Source organism: Sphingopyxis sp. BSN-002, assembly GCF_022024275.1.
In the GTDB taxonomy this organism is placed as follows: Bacteria; Pseudomonadota; Alphaproteobacteria; order Sphingomonadales; family Sphingomonadaceae; genus Sphingopyxis.
Window position 1 is genome coordinate 1,130,096 of the sequence record NZ_CP091804.1, and the last position, 17,796, is coordinate 1,147,891.

The following is a 17,796-nucleotide window of genomic DNA, read 5'->3' on the forward strand; positions in this document are numbered from 1 at the left end:
AACGGCGCGGGCGGCCGCTCGCGAGGGGAGACGAACGATTCCGCAAGACCATGAACCAGGCAGCCGGAGGTTGCGCCCGGCATGAATCCCGTCTGGCTCCCTGCCTCGCTGCTCGGCGGCCTTTTCCAGGCATGGCGCACCGCGCTTCAGCAGCGCCTGCGGTCTGAACTCAGCGTCAGCGGCGCGGGCTTGGTACGCTATCTCTACGGGCTTCCCTTCGCATTCGCTTTCGCGGTCCTGTGGCTCGGGATTCCCGGCACCCCGGTTCCGGCAGCGACAACGCAATTCCTCGGCTTTTCGGCCGCAGGCGCCATCACGCAGATGGCGGGGACTATCCTGCTGATCATGGCTTTCGGCCATCGAGGCTTCGTCGTCGGCACGGCGTTCTCGAAAACCGAGGCGATCCAGGCCGCGCTGGTAACCGCGCTGTTTCTCGACGAGCATCTTCCCCTGCTCGCGTGGGCCGGCATCGTCGTCGGCGTCGCGGGCGTGCTGATACTGGCGCTCGCGGGACAGGGCATTACCGCCCGCCAGATCGGACAAGCCCTGCGCCAGCCCGCCGCGCTATGCGGCCTTGGCGCGGGTTCGATGTTCGCCTGCGCCGCGATCGCGATCAAGCTTGCGACCGCAGAACTGAAGGGGGTCGATACGATCGGATCCGCGCTGGTCACGCTCGTTGTGGTGATGGCGATCCAAAGCGTCCTGCACCTCGCGTGGATCGTGGCCCGCGATCGCGAAACCCTGCGCGGCGTCTGGCGATCGTGGCGGACGTCGGGTCAGGTCGGACTGCTCTCGGCCCTTGGCTCGGCCTGCTGGTACACCGGATTTGCGGCGGCACCCGCCGCGCTCGTACGCATCGTCGGGCAGGTCGAGGTGATCTTCACGATCGCCTTCGCGCATTTCTATCTGCGCGATACCGTACGCTGGCACGAGGTTCTGGGCCTGCTGCTCGTCGCCGCCGGCGTCATTCTGGCCCTCATCGCTGCCGCATGAGCGAACGCCGCCGCGCAACGTGCGGCCAGGCTATGCAGCAGCAATCATGTTCGCCCGATCCTTCAGTCGGCAACCACCTCGATCTCCCGGACTTGCCGGATATCGGCGGAAGACGCCCCGGCCATGATCCTGTAGCGCCCGGGAGCAACCCGCCACTCGCCGCTCGCCGTATCGAAGCGCGAAAAGGCCCGGGGATCGAGCGTAACCGCGACCTTCCGGCGCGCGCCCGGCGCCAGATCGACCTTCGCGAACCCGCGAAGCGCAATCGGCGCATCACCCTCGCCCGGCGCGACCGCGGCGACGTAAAGCTGGACAACCTCCTTGCCGGCCCGCTTGCCTTCGTTGCGCAGCGTCAGGCTGACCGGCAGGCCCTTCTTCCCGTCCGTTCGCGCGGGGGCGGAAAGCCCCGAATAGGCAAAGCTGGTGTAGCTGAGGCCGTGACCGAAGGCGAAGAGCGGTTTCACGCCCTTCGCCGCATAGCCGCGATAGCCGACGAGCAACCCCTCGGAATAGGGCGTCTTGGCTCCCTTGAGGTTGAGCGTATCGTCCTCGGTTCGCGCCGGGAAAGTCACCGGCAGTTTACCTGACGGATTGACCTTCCCGGTGAGCACGTTCGCGAGCGCCGCAGCGCCACCTTCACCCGGCAGCCACATGTCCACGATCGCGGGCGCATTACCGGCCCACGGCATCGTCATTGCTGCGCCAGCGTTCACCACGACCGCAGCCTTCGGATTGGCGGCGATCACCGCCTCGACCAGCTTGTTCTGGTCGCCCGGCAGGTCGAGCGAGGTGCGGTCATACCCCTCTCCTTCGGTCGTCGACGAAGACCCGACGAACACGACGACCGCATCGACATTGCGCGCCGCGGCGACGGCTTCGTCGAACGAGGGCAACGGCTCGCGGATGCCAAAGCTCAGATATTCATAGGGTGTCTGCCCGGTGACATAGTCGATCCGGACGGGATAGCTGCGCCCGCCTTCGAGCTCGACCGAAACGGTCCGTCGGGGGATCGGAAAACCGAGCACGTCGCGGATATCGGGTTTCGCCGCGCTCTCCTTCGACAGCACCGTCTTGCCGTCGAGGGTGATCGTCGCATTTCCGGTACCGCGCGTGCTGAATTCGTAAGTCCCGCTTTTTTCAGGCCAGAACAGCCCCTCCCAGCGGAAAGCGGAATAGCCGGTGACCTGCGGCCCGGCGATATTGCCGCTGATCCGCTTCAGGAAGCTGGTCGCGGTTTCGCGTTTCACCGGTTCGCCGCTCATGTCGGCATTGGCGTAATAGGTCGCGGCGAGCCCCGCCACGCTGCGGTCGGCGCCGGGACTGAACAGCTTCGGATTGGCCCCCGGCGGGGTTTCCTCGTTGTCGACGCCCCTCGCGTAGACGATCTTCACGCCCGGAAGCGCAGCTTTCAGCGCCGCCAGCGGCGTACTCGTCTCGAACGGCACCACCGCCGAACTGCCCCCGCCCTGGATGCGCACCACATCCGCGTTCGGTCCGATCACCGCGAGCGATTTGATCGACGCCGGGAGCGGCAATACGCCATTGTTCTTGAGGAGCACGATCGCCTCCTCGGCTGCGCTTTGCGCAAGGGCGGCATTGCGCGGCGTCACGTCTGCGACCGGCCGCGCTACTCCGCGCTCGATTGCTCCGCTGCGCACGATCAGCCGCACCATGCGGCGGGCATTGTCATCGATCTGCGCCGTCGTGACCTTGCCCTCATCGACGGCTTTCCTGAGCTTTGCGCCAAAATGGTTCGGCGGCCCGGGCATCTCGAGGTCCATTCCGGCATTGACCGTCGGCGCGGTTGAATGGACCGCCCCCCAGTCGGATACGACAAACCCCTTATACCCCCACTCGCCCTTCAGAAGGTCGGTAAGCAGCCAGCGGTTCTCGGCGGCATGCGTCCCGTTGATCTTGTTGTACGACGCCATCACCGACCAGGGATCGGCGCCCTTGATCACCGTCTCGAACGCAGGGAGGTAGATTTCGCGCAGCGTCCGCTGGTCGACGACCGAATCGACGATAAAGCGGTTGGTTTCCTGGTTGTTCGCGGCGAAATGCTTGAGCGAGACGCCGATCCCGGCGCCCTGGGCGCCCCGCACATAGCCGAGCCCGATCTGGCCAGCCAGATACGGATCCTCGGAATAGGTCTCGAAATTGCGTCCCCAGCGCGGGGTGCGCACGATGTTGACCGTCGGTGCGAGCAGCACGTCGGCGCCGTGCGCAATCGTTTCCTTGCCGATCGCCGCGCCGACCTTCGCGGTCAAGTCAGGGTTCCACGTCGCCGCCATCGCAACGCCGACGGGGAAAACCGTCGCGGGTTTGCCATCGGGCGAGCGCACGCCCGTCGGTCCGTCGGTCATGCGGATCGACGGGATACCGAGCCGCTCGACAGGGTTGAGCGTCATCGAGCTTTCGCCCGCAAGCAGCAGGATTTTCTCGTCGAGTGTCAGTCTTCCCATCAGGTCTTCGACGCGCGCCTCGACCGGGGCCGATGTGTCCTTGTAGATCATATCCTGCGCCTGCGCGCCGGACAGCGCCACCGTCGGGGACAGCAGGGTTGCCGCCAGATAGGCTGTCCGGCTCTTCATCACTTGATCTCCGCCAGATCCTTGGCCGTCGCGGCCATCATCTCGTCGGTGATCTTGCCATTGGCATAGGGCTGAAGCTGCGTGAGGCTGATCGCCTTGAACATCTCATATTCGGGCAGTGCGATCATGCCCGGGAAATGCTTTTCGATCACCGCCTTGCCCTTCTCGTCGGCGACGATGTCCTGCAGCGGGGTGTCTAGCGAGAACTTCGCATCGGCCGCGGGGGCGGACGCAGGCGCAGCAGCGGGCGCCGGCCTCGCGTCGGCGGCAGGCGCCGGCGTGCCCTGCGCCAGCGCAGGCGATGCGAGCGTCAACAGGGTTCCAAGCAGGAGATATTTCATCGGGATTCTTCCTTTCCAAATTCGGCGACCATTGCTTCTCTGATCAGATATTTCTGGATCTTCCCCGTCACCGTCGTGGGGAATTCCTCGACAATGCGCACATATCGAGGGATTTTATAGTGGGCGATCTGCCCGCGGCAGAATTCGCGGACCTGCCCGGGATCAAGGTCCGCTCCCGCTTTCAGGCGTATCCATGCGCAAAGCTCTTCGCCCATGCGCTCGTCGGGGATGCCGACAACGGCGACATCCTCGACCGCCGGATGCCGGAAAAGAAAATCCTCGATCTCGCGCGGATAGATGTTCTCGCCGCCCCGGATGACCATGTCCTTGAGGCGTCCGACGATATTGCCATAGCCGTCGGCATCGATCGTCGCGAGATCGCCCGAATGCATCCAGCCGTCGGCGTCGATCGACTCCGCCGTACGCCCGGCTTCGTCCCAATAGCCGATCATCACCGAATAGCCGCGGGTGCACAGCTCGCCGGGCTCGCCCGAGGGCACGATATTCCCTTCACCATCGACGATCTTGCACTCGAGGTGCGGCTGCACCCGGCCGATGGAACCCACGCGGCGCTCGAACGGATCGTCCGGCGCGGTCTGGAAGCTCACCGGGCTCGTTTCGGTCATGCCATAGGCGATCGTTACATCGCGCATGTGCAGGCGCTCGACGACCTGCCGCATCAGTGGCTCGGGGCAGATCGCGCCGGCCATGCATCCGGTACGGAGCGACGAAACGTCGAACCGGTCGAAATCGGGGTGTGCGAGCACCGCGATGAACATTGTCGGCACGCCGTAGAGCGCCGTACAACGCTCGGACTCGACCGCCTGCAGCACGGCGTCGGGATCGAACCCTTCGGACGGATATACCATCGCGGCACCATGGGTGATGCTGGCGAGATTGCCCATGACCATACCGAAGCAATGATAGAGCGGCACGGGAATGCAGATCCTGTCGTCCTCGCCCAGCCCCTGCGTACGGCCGACGAAATAGCCGTTGTTGAGGATGTTGCGGTGGCTGAGCGTCGCCCCTTTGGGCAGGCCGGTGGTGCCGCTGGTGAACTGGATGTTGATCGCATCGTTCGGATCGAGCATCGGGCCGATCGCCGCGAGACGCTGGCGGTCGGCGTCAGTCGCGAGCGCAGCCGCATCGTCGAAGCGCAGCCAGCCGGGCCGCGCATCCGTGCCGATCAGGATCAGCGAGCGCAGCGTCGGCAGCCGCGCGGCGCGAAGCTGACCGGGCGCGCTTGCGGCGACTTCGGGCGCGAGTTCCTCGATCATCGCGGGATAGTCGCTCGTCTTGAAACTCGTCGCGGCGACGAGCGCCGACAGGCCGACCTTGTTGATCGTATATTCGACTTCGGACAGGCGATAGGCCGGGTTGATCGTGACGAGGATCAGCCCCGCGCGCGCCGCCGCAAACTGGGTCAACGCCCATTCCGCGCAATTCGGCGCCCAGATGCCGATCCGGTCGCCCGGGTTCAGTCCGAGCGCGAGCAGCCCTGCCGCAACCGCGTCGGCGCGTTCGAGCAGTTCGGCGAAGGTCCAGCGGATGCCCTGTCCGACCGACACCAGCGCATCGCGATCGCCCCAGCGTTTGGCTGCAAGCGCAAGCGCGGTGCCGATCGTGTGGCCGATCAGCGGCGGCTCGGTGGCTCCCCTGACATGGCTCGTCATTTCCCCGGCGCCTCGCAGGCAAAGCTCGCGGCATCGTCGGTCGATCCCTTGCCGTCCCACTTCGCGACCTTCGGGAAGGAGCAGAGCGGACGGGTCCGGCCGGCCTTCGCCGGCAAGCCGATGTAGGCGAACAGGTCATTGTCATATTTGGTCGCGACGATCCGTTCGGGTGCCGGACCACCCTGCCGCCAGCCATCGATCGCGGTCAGCGGATCGAAATTATTGGGCCCGGGCCCGGCAAGGCAGTGCGACATGCCGGGAACCATGAACAGGCGGACCGAACTTGCCGCCGCGCGCGGATTCTCCACGACGAGGCGCTCGTAATAATCGACCGTATTCTGCGCCGGGATCCCGGCATCGTTCCAGCCATGGTAGAGGATCAGCTTGCCGCCCCGCTTGTAGAAGGCGCGGAGGTCGGTGCTGTCGGCATCGAGATCGCCGCCGACACGTGCCCTTGCGAGTGCATAATCGCGCTCGAGGCTGAAATCGGCAAGCTGCCAGTCGGGATTGGCATGAACGAAATAGCGGAAGAAGGCGGTGCCGAACTTCACATGCTGCGACGTCTTTCCGGTCAGCCACTGCGACCATGTCCCCGCTTCCGCCTCGGCGCCGGGAGAGAAACCAGGATAGAAGCTCTTGCCGTCGGAGCCCTTCGCCCCGTCATAGAACAGCTTCGCCGTCGCGACCTCGCCCGCGGTCAGGCAATCGGTGCCGTCACCGCCCTTGCACGCAAGCTTCGCGGGATCGAAATGACAGGATCGCGGATCGTCGATCACGCCGTCCTTTATCCCGTCGAGCGCGTCGCACTGCCCGAGCGACGCCGCCTGCAACAGTTTCAGCTTCGCCATCGGCAGGTCGCCGCCGGGCTTGCTTGCCGCGACCGCATTGTTCGCAAAGGCGCTTGCCATGCGCGTCCACGGCATCGCCGGAGCGCCCGCAATGATCGCGTCATAGTCGGCGGGGAATCGTTGCGCGAGCATCAGCGCCTGCCGACCACCGTCCGAGCAGCCGTGGAAATAGCTCGCGGCGAGCGGGCCTTCATAATAGGCGGCGATGACCTGCTTCGCGGCCTCCGCCCCGACATGATTGGCCCGCCAGCCATAGTCGCGGATTTTCTCGGGCGCGTTCAGTGCCCAGCTCGCATCGACATCGCTTTCGCTGACATGGCCCATGTCGGTACCGACCGTCGCATAGCCCTTTTGCACCGCACCGCGCATCAGGAGCGACGGCAACAGCATGTTGGCACCAAAGCCGCCATTGCCCGCGCCAAGCAGCTTGCCGTTCCACCCGGTGCGTTCGGGCAGCCAGACTTCGACCTTGATCGACGATCCCGCTACCGGCGAGAGCGTCGCCTGCACGCGGCAGAAGGCCGCAGGAGCCGGCAGGCCGGGCTTGCCCGCCTCGAGATTGACCATCGCTCCGCCGGCCAGCGAGGTCGCGACATCGATCTTGCCATCCTTCAGCGCCATGCCGGTCAGCGCCTCGCAGCTCCCGACCTTCTGCGCAGACGATGCAGGCGTCGGCGCCGGCTCGTTCGCAGTGCAGGCAGCGAGCAACGACCCGCCGGCGAGCAGGAAAAACGACGCGCCCCTCATTTGCCGACGAGTCCCTGGCTGCGCATCCAGCCGCTCATCGCGTCGGTCCATGCGTCGCTCGGTTTGCCGCTCTTCTTCATGCCGAAACCATGACCTCCGCTCTCGTAAGTGACGATCGTGCTGCTCGCGCCAGCTCCCTTCCACGCCGCGGCAAGGCGGACGCTGTCGTCGTAGGCCAGCTTGTCGTCCTTGGCGGCCGCGACGAACAGCGGCGGCGCCTTCTTCGGCACCGCGATTGTGTCGGGTAGCAGCCCCGGATAGATGGCGATCGCAAAATCGGGACGGCTCGCGGACTTGTTCGCCGCCAGCGTCCAGACCGTCACCGCGCCGCCTGCCGAAAAGCCCATCAGCCCGACGCGATCGGGTTTGATGCCATAGCGGCCGGCATGCTTGCGCACCCACCTGACCGCATTCTCGCCATCGGCGGTCGCGAGCGGACGCAGCGGTTCGACCGCGGTACGTAGCGCGGGAAGATTGGCAAGATAGCGCATCATCTGCAGGGGAAAGTCCGCGCCGGTTTCTAGCAGGCGATATCTGAGCACGAACGCGGTAACGCCTTGGCTGTTCAGCCATCTGGCGACCGCCTCGCCCTCATTGTCGATCGACAGCATGTGAAAACCGCCGCCGGGGGCGACGATCACCGCCGTGCCATTGGGTTTTTCGGGGACATAGGGCGTGAGCGTCGCGTCGGACACATTACGCACGATCGTTCCGAACGGGCCGGTTTCGCGTACCTCCTTCGACGTCGCGGGAACCGGATCGGACGACAGGCGAATGGCCTCCCATGCACAAGCGGGGATCGCCACGATGGCAAGCGCGCCGGCGATAACGGCGGAGAGGCGCATGGTCAGGACTTTCATTTCTTTTCGCTCCGCGCTGCGGCGATGGCGGTGAGAGCGGGCGTAGCCGCCTGCGCCATCGTCGTCGCCTCGATACCGATCGACAGCAGCTGCGGCGCCGCGGGATCAAGCCGCGCCCAGACGGGCAGCCCCGCCCCGTTCGGATCGCCGGTCTTCGCAAAATTGGTCCAGTAGTCGCCAAGCTGCTTTGCCGCGGCACGGTCGGCAGCGGTCGCATCCGCAGGCAGGTTGCCGAACTGGAAGGCAACATCCGATGCATGAACCGCCCCGACGTCGGGCTTGCGCTGCCCCTCGGCGACATAGCCGAAGCGATAGAGGAAGGTTGGCACCCCCGCACGAGCCTGCAGCAGGCCGAAAGCGAGCGCCGGCTCAGCGAAGATAGCATCCCCGCCAAGCCGTCGGTTCGCCTCGTCCTCGCTGGCGTAAGCGGCCTTCACCATGGCTGCGGAGGCGCCAAGCGCCTTTTCCACCGGACCGTTCACCATTGCGCGGAACGGCACCGGGATGAAGCCGAGTTCGTCGTCGTTGCTGCCGACGATATAGGGAATATGGGCCTGTTTGCCTTCGGCGAAAATCGCCTCGGCGCCGGCCGGAACAATCGTGCCGTCGGTCATCGGGCCGGCGTAGCGGTCGTCCTCCTTGCTCATCAGCGCAATGCTGCCAAGCACCGTTTCGGCCGACAGCGCACGCAGTGCCGGCGCGTCGGGAGCGTTCGCGCGGACCGCGAACGCCTGCCCTTTCGCTTGTGCATCGGCGAGTGTCGGCCAGTCGTCGCGGCCGCCACCCGAGGCAACGATCGCGCGGGTGAACAGGCCTTTCGCGGCCGGCGACGCCATCAGGCGCGATACCGATTCCCCGCCGGCACTTTCGCCGAAAATCGTGACCTTCGCCGGATCGCCGCCAAAGGATCCGATGTTGCGCCGGACCCATTCGAGCGCCGCAATCTGGTCCATCAGGCCCCAGTTGCCGCCCTGCCCCAGCGCCGGATGCGCGAAGAAGCCGAAACGGCCGAGCCGGTAGTTGAAGCTGACGACCACGACGTCGCGCCTGGCAAGCAGGCTGCCGTCGGTTTCGGGCAAGGTCCCCGACCCGCCGACAAAGCCGCCCCCGTGAATCCAGACCATAACGGGCAGCTTCGCTCCCTTGACGGGTTTCGGCGTCCAGACGTTGAGCGTCAGGCAATCCTCGCTCATCGGACGCTCGCCCGGTTTGATCCCCGGCAGCGGGTTCTGCATGCAGTCGGGGCCATAGGCCGTCGCGTCGCGCGGCGCGCTCCAGGAAGCGACCGGCGCCGGCGCGCGCCAGCGCAAGTCGCCGACCGGCGGCGCCGCAAAGGGAATGCCCTTGAACGACGTGATACCGTCGACGGTCGCGCCGGCAATCGGGCCGCTGTCCGTCGCCACTTGCTGCGCGGTCACGGGTGTCCCCAGAAGAGCGACCGAAACCAGTATTCCGCGGATCATTGCGCGCCTCCGGTGGTAAAAATGAAACGGCCGGGGCCGGTGCTGTAGACGGCGAAACCCGTCTCCTGCCGCACCGGTTCGGCGCCGGCGGGAGCCGCGATCGCACCGAAGCGCGTCGGCACCCATATTTCGCCCGCCGTGTTCGCGGGTACTTCGGCAGTCAACGTCAGCTTGCCGCCTTCAACCTTCCAGCCCGAAAAGGCGCGGCCATATACCGTGTCCATTGCGGCCTCGGCGCTCGCGAGCCCGTCAGGGATCGCCGGCTTGACCAGCACGATCTTGTACCCCGGAGCGCCCGGGCGCAGCCCCGCGAGCCGCTGGCGCATCCAGTCGGAAATCGACGCGAAATAATGATGATCGCGCGACCGGCTGTTCAGGCTCCAGGTCTCGAACATCGTCTTGTGGCCGTTCGCAATCCACCAGCCCCAGCCCGGTTCCTCCACGCGCGTCGCGACGCGGTAGGCAAGGTTCGCATGGCCATGGTCGCTCAGGATTTCGAGCAGATAGCGCGCACCGAATACACCGGTACGAAGCCCCTGCCGGCCCACGTCGTTCGCGATCGCGTCGGCTACGCCCTGCTCCCGCCCATCGGGCACCATACCGAAGGCGAGCGGAAGGACATTCTGCACCTGGGTCGGCGGTCCGGCGACGCCTTTCGCATCGACGGTGCGATACCAGCCGTTCGCCGCGTCCCAATAGCGCGCATTATAGGCAACGCGGATATCCCCGGCGAGTTTCGCATAGCGCACCGCATCGTCCGTGCGGCCGATGATGGCCGAGGATCTGGCAAGCAAATCGGCCTCATGGAAAAAATAGGCCGTCGTCACCGCGTCGATGCCGCCGCCCCGCGCATTGCTATAATCCATTCCGCCCGCCGAAGCCCATTCGGACAGGCCTGCCGAGCGCTGATAGTCCGGCGCCTTGATGTAGGTCGCGGTATAGTCGACCAGCCGGCGCTGCATCTCGTGATTGTCGGCGAGAACGCGCGTGTCGCCATAGGTCGTATAAAGCTCCCATGGCAGGATCATCGCCGCGACATCCCACGGCGTCGTCGGTCCCCAGATCACATTCCAGCCGGGGGTATTCTCATAACCGTAAAAGGGCGTCGTCGGTGCGATCTCGGGAAGCTCGCCCTTGTCCGACTGTGCGTCGCGGAAATCGGCGAGCCATTTGGTCCAGACCCGGACGATGTCGAGGCTGCGCGCCGCAGCGCCCGCCGAAGCCTGCGCGTCGCCGGTCCATCCATTCTTCTCGTAGGTCGGCGTGTCGGTCTGGAAGCCATGGAGATTGTTGAGGATCGACGCGGTCGCGGCAAAGTCGATCTGGTTCAGCAGCGCGTCGGCACTTGCAAAGCTGCCCGTGCGGGCAACCGCCGAATGGACGACCCGTGCGGTCAGCGCCCCGTCCGGCGGTTCGCCCGGAAAGCCTTCGACCTGTACATAGCGGAAACCGCGATAACCAAAGCGCGGCTCCCATTGTTCCACGCCCTTGCCTGCCAACGTGTAGCGGTCGGTCTGAAGCTGCGCGTCGATCAACCCGGCGGCGGGAACGACCTTGCCGTCGTCGGCAACGCGCTCGCTGGCCACCATCGAAACGGTCGTACCACGCGGCCCCTCGACTTTCAGTACCGGCCGGCCCGCGATGATACGGCCGAAGTCGTAGACACGCACCCCCGGCGCAACCTCCTTCACCGCGACCGGCGCGATATCCTCGACCGCCTCGATCGCTTCGCTGTTGGCAGCGACAATCTTCCCTGCCGGGCCGGCGACAACGGGCGCCGCCGCCCATTTGCGATCCCGGAATCCCGCCCGATCCCAGCCCGTCGGCACAAGGCGCGCGTCGAAACGCTCACCCCGGTGCACCGAATCGTTCAGCGTCGGGCCCGAGATCGCACGCCAGGTCCCGTCGGTCGCGACCGTCCCCCGCGTGCCGTCGGTATAGACGATTTCGAGCTGCGCCTTCAGCGCGGGTTCGCCGTGCCAAGGGGCTGCGTGGAAATACCATTCATTGGGGTCGGTCAGCCCGTACCAGCCGCGTCCGAGTTCGGCGCCGATCACATTCTCGCCGCGGCGGAGCAGTCCGGTCACGTCATAAGCATAGCCGAGGACGCGCTTGTCATAGGCGGTGTACCCCGCACCGAGCGGCGATCCGACTTGCGAGCCGTTGATCGAGAGGCGCGGCATACCGGCGCCGGCGTAGTAGAGCCGCGCGGTCGCAACCGGCTTTGTGACACGAAAAGCCCGGCGAACCAGCGGCGCGGGCGCTTCGACCGGTAGTACGATGTCGACACCCGGCACGCCGCTGGCAACAACCAGCCCGTCTTTCGCAATACTGCCCCCGGTGAAGGGATTGTCGCCGCCTGCAAAATCGAAAGCGACGGCGGGGCTCAGACTGCCCGAAACACGAACCGAATGGACCAGCGCAGCAGTAGCTTCCTTGCCCGCAAACCCGATCGTGCCATGCGCGTGCAGGTCGTTGTCGATCGTTGCCACGACGGCACCGTCGATGCGTGTGACGATGTGACCGCCCTTTGCCTCGATCGACAATCCGATGCGCCGCCCTTTCAGCGGAGCGGGCAGCCTGACCTGCCCCAGCCGTTCCATCTTGACCGCGGGGCTCGTCCCGCCGGGATAGCGGCGGATCGTCTGGATCAGTTCAGGGCCATTCTTGTCGTCGGCGAGCGTCCAGACATAGGCATCGCCATAGGTCTTGCCGTTTGGCAGCGCCCGGAACAGGATATCGACGCTCTTGCCGGTCAGCGTCAGGTCGGCATCGAGCGTCAGGTCGCCCCAGACATGGTCACGCCGGACGGGCCCCGATATCCAGCGCGCCTGCCAGTCCGATGCGTCGAGCAGCCCCGTCTCCCACCAGGCAGGCGCGCTCCAGTCCGAGGCCTTGCCGTCCGCATCCCACACCTGCACCTGCCACCAGTAGCGCTGGCGCGATCCAAGCGTCGGGCCGGCATAGGCGATCTGCACATTGTCGCCCGATGAGACCCGGCCGCTGTCCCACAGCGGCGCGGATTCGAGGCGGGCTTCCGAGGTGGCGACACGAATACGATAGGCGGTCTGACGGACCACCGGCGAGCGCCACGCAAGACGCGGGGCGGCGGTGTCGAGACCCAGCGGCGACGCGGCATATTCGGTACGCAGCTCCGCCGGGGCGTCGTCCTGCGCATGAGCAGGCGTGGTTGCAACGCCAACCATCGCGAGCGCGCCCCACAACAGGCCTCGCAAGCTTCCGATCAGCGGCAACCCAACCTCCCGTCAGAATTTGGTGCGGATACCGAAGGATACCAGCCGGCCGAGCGTGCTGCCATTGGTATAGCCCGAGGCACTGTTGAGGAACGGCGGGTCTGCGTCAAAGACATTATCGACGTTCAGCGTCAGCACCGTGTTCGCGAGCATGTCGCCAAGGTCATAGCTGAAGAACAGGTCGACGGTGTCGAACGCCGAGACGCGCTCCTGCGGCGCAAGGCCGATAACCGGATAGCCGCTACGATGGTTGAGCGTCGCGCGCGCCGTGAAATCACCGACCGTGGCCCCGAGCCCCGCAGTGAAGAGGAAGCGCCCGGTCCCGTTCTTGAGGTCGTCATTGACCGGCCCGCCCTGCACGACCTGCGTTTCGCGGTTCAGGAGATAGGTGCCCGCGAAATTCGCACTCACCGAACCGAAACCGGTCGGGCGATTATAGGCAAGGTTGAAGTCGATCCCGTCGATATTCACGGCACCGAGATTCGCCCGCTGCGCAAGAAACAGCACATAGGGCGAGCTGATCGCGAACAGCGTCGCAAGGTTCGGAACCCCGTCGATGCGCAGGTTGCCCGCCGCCGCCTGTGCCTGTGCCAGCGTCGGATTGAGGATATAGAAATCCGAATAGGCCGGCGTCGTGAACAACAGGGGCGAGGTGAACGGCGGGACCGCGATGGCGTCCTTGAACTTCACGTTGAAATAGGTCGCGCTGGCGACGAGCCCCTCGATCGCCGCGGGCTTCAGATCGAAGCCGAGCGACCAGGTATCTGCGCGTTCGGGTTTCAGGTTGGCATTGCCGCCGGCGATCGCGATCGTCGGGCGCAGCGCATCAAACGGCGAGCTGGTCGGCGCACGGAAGGGGCTGAAAGGCAGCACCTGGACGCGGGCGTCGACCGAATTGCCAAGGTCGGCAAGGCTCGGCGCGTGGAACGACGTGCCGTAGTTGCCACGGATCGTCAGCGCCTGGAACGGCCGCCACGTCACCCCGATCTTGGGATTGGTCGTGCTGCCGACGTCGCTGTAATCGTCATAGCGGATCGAACCCGACAACTCGAGGCTGTAGAAACCGGGCACGCGATTGTCGGCGCCGAAGATCGGCACGAGCAGTTCGCCGAACAGCGACTTCACATTGCGCGCCGCATAGGCATTCGATCCGGTGACTGCCGCCTCGGGGCCACTGCCGGTGAACGAGCGGATATTCTCGTAATGATATTCGCCCCCCACCGCGAGGCGGATGTCACCGCCGGGCAGCGCGGTAATCGGGCCGTCGAGCACGACGCGGCCTTCAGCCAGTTCCTGCGTCGCCTCGCCATAGTTCACGAAATCGTCGATCGCCGCGAGAACAGCGGGCGATGTCGCCGACAGATTGTAGGGATTGAGCGCGGTCGCGGTCGTCGTGCCGTTCAGTGCAAGCGTCGCGGCGGTCGAATTGAACGAGCGTTCGGTCGATTCATTCTCGCTGCGCCCGAAGTTCGCGAGGGTTCGAAGTTGCCAGCCGCCCCCCAGCTCGAATTCGAAGCTGGGAGTGATACCATAGGAAGAGAAGCTCGACGGGCTGTCGTTGCTCGGCCCGAACACATTGTCGAACGCGAAGGAAACCGTCTGTGCGAGCTCGGTGCCGATCGGCTGGAAGAAGGGATTCGCGGCGGTGATCGTGCTACTCATGCTGCTTTGCGCGCTGCGATGCAGCGTGTCGCGCTTCGACCAATAGGCTGACAGCTTGAACGCGACGGAATCGCTGAGATCCTGCGTCAGGCCCGCAAAGACGCTGTGGCGTTCCTCGCGCGGATAGATCGCCGCATAATCGGTCTGATCGCAGCGATTGACCCCGGGCGTCCTGCCGGGAAGCGCATAGGTCGTCGCGCCGACGGTGATGTTCGCGAGCGCACAGGCGGTGCTGCGGAAGTCACCGCCGCCGCGCGCCGTCTGGTTCGCTGTCGCATAGCCCCGGTCGAGGCCGATCAGATCGTCGTGCCAGGCGTAGGAATAGGAAATGAAGACCGACCCCGTGCCCCAGTCCTTGCCCGCGATGACGCTGGCATCGATCGTCTGGTAGTCCTTGGCAAAGCCATAGCGCGCATTGACGCCGATCCCGTTGTAGCGGTCCCGCGTGATGAAGTTGATCACGCCGCCGATCGCGTCCGAACCATAGATCGAAGAACCGCCGTCGGGGATGATGTCGACACGCTGGATCACGTCGGGCGGTATCACCGAGGGATCGAAGCTGGTCTGAAGGATGCCCGCACCGACCATGCGATGGCCGTCGACAAGCACGAGCGTCGTCGAGCCGCCGCTCGCGCCCAGGTTGCGGATATTGGGGCGCACGATCGGATTGCCGAAATTGCCGAGCCCCGCGGGCACCGTGCCGAAATTGCCAACCTGCGGAATCGATGCGAGCAGGTCGTTCGCCGACGCCGCGCCCGAAGCAACAACGTCAGCCTCGCTGACAGCGACGACATTGGTCCCGACCGGCGCAACCCCGCGGAGCAGGGTTCCGGTGACGACGATATCGGCATCGCCGGGCGCTTCGGCTTCGGCTTCCTGCGCATGAACCGCGTTCGCGCCCAGCAGCGCGCCCGCGCATGCGATCGCCGAAATACCCCGTCGCCATGCGCGACGCCGCGCAACCAGATCCAGACCCGCAGCCGTCATTGCCTTCATCGCATCCTCCCTGCACTCGCCTTGCGAGTAGTCCCTTTTGGCGGAGGCGCCTGTCCGGCAATATTCTTCCTCCGATGCCACGCTTCGACGAGCGTTTTTGCATCACTGCTCATTATTTGTCTTTAACGATCACGTCAATGATCAAATTCAATCAACGTTGCCCGCAGGCAAAGGCCAGCCGAAGCTCTTACTCAAGGGTTTTGGCGGATTCAGGCGATGATGATGCGAATGCCGGCGGCTTCCATCATCGCCACATGGCGGGGATCGATCGCCGAATCGGTGACGACCACGTCTATCTCGTCGAGCGCGCAGACGACGTTGCCCGAAGGACCAGAGAATTTGGAGCTGTCGACCAGAACAATGATCTCGTCGGCGCGCTCGATCAGGCGACGCTCGGCGGCGACGAGGATCACATCCGCCTGCATCAACCCGGCCGGCCCCATCGACGCCGCGCCCATGAACAGCTTCGGCGCATGAAAGCGCGGCATTCCGTCGTCGCCGGCGGCCGACAGAACGATATTCTGTTCACGAAACACCTGCCCGGAGGGGACGAGAATTCGCGTCGTCGGCTGCGGCAGCAGCGCGCTGACGATATGAAGCGAGTTGGTCAGGACCTGCAGGCTCAGGCCGTCGAGATGCGGGCACATCTGCAGCGTCGTCGAGCCGCCGTCGATCATCACGCCCTCGCCCGGAATGCAGAGCGCAGCCGCGGCGCGCCCGATCGCTTCCTTGGCGGCGCGATTGCGGCCGATATTCTCGTGAAAGGGAATCCCGGACAGCCCTTCCTCGGCGGCGGCCGGCCCGCCGGCACTGCCGCCAACCCGCTTGGCGCCGCCACGCACGCGAGTGATAACACCGGCCTCCTCCAGCCGGTCGAGATCGCGACGGATCGTGGCGGGGGATGCCGCGACACGCGCCTCCAGATCGCGGAACGACACAAAACCGCTCTCGCCAAGGCTGTCGAGGATCATTCTTTCGCGTTCGGCTGCGTGCATCGGGGTCCCTGTCTGATTGCGTCTATTTGACGGGAGCTGCGCCGAGTTGCAATCGAATGATTAGACGATCCCCGCCGCCGCCCCGGCTGCCTCGCGCTCCTGCGCCTTGCGTCCGCGCCACCCGCTGGCCCGATAGGCCGCAATCGCGTCGATCGCCCCGCCCGCTTCGGCGCGCGCCATCGCGAGAACCGGGGTGACATCGGTGCGATAGGCCGCGCGCAACGCCTGGAACGCCATCATCGTGTCATTGGCTTCCTGCGCCGCGAGCAGCGCTTCGCGATCGACGAGCAGCGCCTTGGTATAGGCCGCAACGATCGCCTCCGCCGACGAGAGCATGCTCTCGATCGGGTCGGTCACATTGTGCGACTGGTCGATCATATAGGCGGGGCGGAAATCGCCGCGCGGATTCATCTCGGCCTCGATCAGTTCGTTGAAGACCAGAAACAGCTGATGCGGGTTGATCGACCCCGAATCGAGATCGTCGTCGCCGTATTTGCTGTCGTTGAAGTGGAAACCTCCGAGCTTTCCGAAGCGGTGCAGTCGTGCGACAATCTGTTCGATGTTCACGTTCGGCGCATGATGGCCGAGGTCGACGAGGCACTTCGCCTTGTCACCCAGTTCCTGTGCGACCAGGATCGAGCTGCCCCAGTCGGAGATCACGGTGGAATAGAAGGCAGGTTCGAACATCTTGTGTTCGATCAGCATGCGCCAGCCGGAAGGAAGCGCCGCATAGACCTGCGAAGCGGCATCGAGATAGCGGTCGAGGCTGCGCCCCAGATCCTGCTGCCCCGGGAAATTGGTGCCGTCGCCGACCCAGACGGTAAGGTCGGTCGCGCCGAGTTCCCTGCCGATCTCGATGCACTCGATGTTGTGGGCGACCGCCTGCTCGCGCACTTCGGCACGCGTCGAGGAAAGTGAACCCGTGGCATAGCTGGCCGCCTGACCCGGCTGATCCTGAAACGTGTTGCTGTTAACTGCGTCGAAACCGAGACCCAGTGCCGCAGCCTCTTCACGCAGGGCGCGATAGTCGCTGACCCTGTCCCACGGGAAATGCGGGCTGACGCGCGGGGTCGCGCGGCCGAGCTGCTGGACGACAGCACAATCCTCGAGCTTTTCGTGAATGTTGGTCGGCTCTCCGGGGATCGGGAATTTCGCGAAGCGCGTGCCTCCGCGCCCGGCACCCCAGCTCGGTATCGCGACCGAGAAATCCGCAACCTTTGCCTTCACGGCGTCGATGTCGATCCCGCGCCGCCCCAATTGCCGGCCAAGGCTGTCGTAATCGTCGTCGAGTGCGCCGGCCAGCCCGACGTTCAGTCGCTCGATATCATCCTGTGCGAGCGGCAGGTTGCCGGCCATCAAATCTCTCCTGCCCT

Annotated in this window: 11 protein-coding genes; 1 reads left to right on the forward strand and 10 read right to left on the reverse strand. The window is 65.3% G+C overall.

The features are described 5' to 3' along the window. The first annotated feature begins 81 nt into the window (after positions 1–81). Entirely contained in the window at positions 82–993 is a 912-nt protein-coding gene (locus tag L7H23_RS05680; protein ID WP_237838382.1) for a DMT family transporter, read from the forward strand. A 62-nt stretch (positions 994–1,055) separates the two neighbouring features. Here the strand turns inward: L7H23_RS05680 and L7H23_RS05685 are convergent, their stop codons facing one another. The 10 genes from L7H23_RS05685 to rhaI all read right to left on the reverse strand — a co-directional run bounded on the left by L7H23_RS05685 (position 1,056) and on the right by rhaI (position 17,779). After that, entirely contained in the window at positions 1,056–3,584 is a 2,529-nt protein-coding gene (locus L7H23_RS05685; protein WP_237838383.1) for a glycoside hydrolase family 3 C-terminal domain-containing protein, read from the reverse strand. Then, a complete protein-coding gene (locus tag L7H23_RS05690) occupies positions 3,584–3,925 on the reverse strand; it encodes a hypothetical protein (protein WP_237838384.1) in 342 nt (113 codons plus the stop codon). Before L7H23_RS05690 ends, L7H23_RS05685 begins: the two co-directional genes overlap by 1 nt. Further along, positions 3,922–5,598 (reverse strand): AMP-binding protein, encoded by a 1,677-nt coding sequence (locus L7H23_RS05695; protein WP_237838385.1) that lies wholly within the window; start codon positions 5,596–5,598, stop codon positions 3,922–3,924. The genes L7H23_RS05690 and L7H23_RS05695 overlap by 4 nt, the downstream gene beginning before the upstream one ends. After that, positions 5,595–7,193, reverse strand: coding sequence for a tannase/feruloyl esterase family alpha/beta hydrolase (locus L7H23_RS05700; protein WP_237838386.1), 1,599 nt, complete (start codon positions 7,191–7,193; stop codon positions 5,595–5,597). The genes L7H23_RS05695 and L7H23_RS05700 overlap by 4 nt, the downstream gene beginning before the upstream one ends. Next, the gene (locus L7H23_RS05705; protein WP_237838387.1) at positions 7,190–8,053 is read right to left on the reverse strand and encodes an alpha/beta hydrolase; all 864 of its coding nucleotides are present in this window, start codon (positions 8,051–8,053) and stop codon (positions 7,190–7,192) included. The genes L7H23_RS05700 and L7H23_RS05705 overlap by 4 nt, the downstream gene beginning before the upstream one ends. Further along, positions 8,050–9,516, reverse strand: coding sequence for a carboxylesterase family protein (locus L7H23_RS05710; RefSeq protein ID WP_237838388.1), 1,467 nt, complete (start codon positions 9,514–9,516; stop codon positions 8,050–8,052). The genes L7H23_RS05705 and L7H23_RS05710 overlap by 4 nt, the downstream gene beginning before the upstream one ends. Then, positions 9,513–12,770, reverse strand: a complete 3,258-nt coding sequence (locus L7H23_RS05715; protein WP_237838389.1) for an alpha-L-rhamnosidase — start codon at positions 12,768–12,770, stop codon at positions 9,513–9,515. The genes L7H23_RS05710 and L7H23_RS05715 overlap by 4 nt, the downstream gene beginning before the upstream one ends. A 12-nt stretch (positions 12,771–12,782) precedes the next feature. After that, on the reverse strand, positions 12,783–15,428 hold the full coding sequence (locus tag L7H23_RS05720; protein WP_237838390.1) for a TonB-dependent receptor: 2,646 nt from the start codon (positions 15,426–15,428) through the stop codon (positions 12,783–12,785). 209 nt (positions 15,429–15,637) lie between these two features. After that, positions 15,638–16,423 carry a DeoR/GlpR family DNA-binding transcription regulator gene (locus L7H23_RS05725; protein ID WP_237838391.1) on the reverse strand — a complete coding sequence of 262 codons (786 nt, stop codon included), beginning with the start codon at positions 16,421–16,423 and terminating at the stop codon, positions 15,638–15,640. A gap of 60 nt (positions 16,424–16,483) precedes the next feature. Beyond that, positions 16,484–17,779 carry an L-rhamnose catabolism isomerase gene (rhaI, locus tag L7H23_RS05730; RefSeq protein WP_237838392.1) on the reverse strand — a complete coding sequence of 432 codons (1,296 nt, stop codon included), beginning with the start codon at positions 17,777–17,779 and terminating at the stop codon, positions 16,484–16,486. Positions 17,780–17,796: the final 17 nt, after the last annotated feature.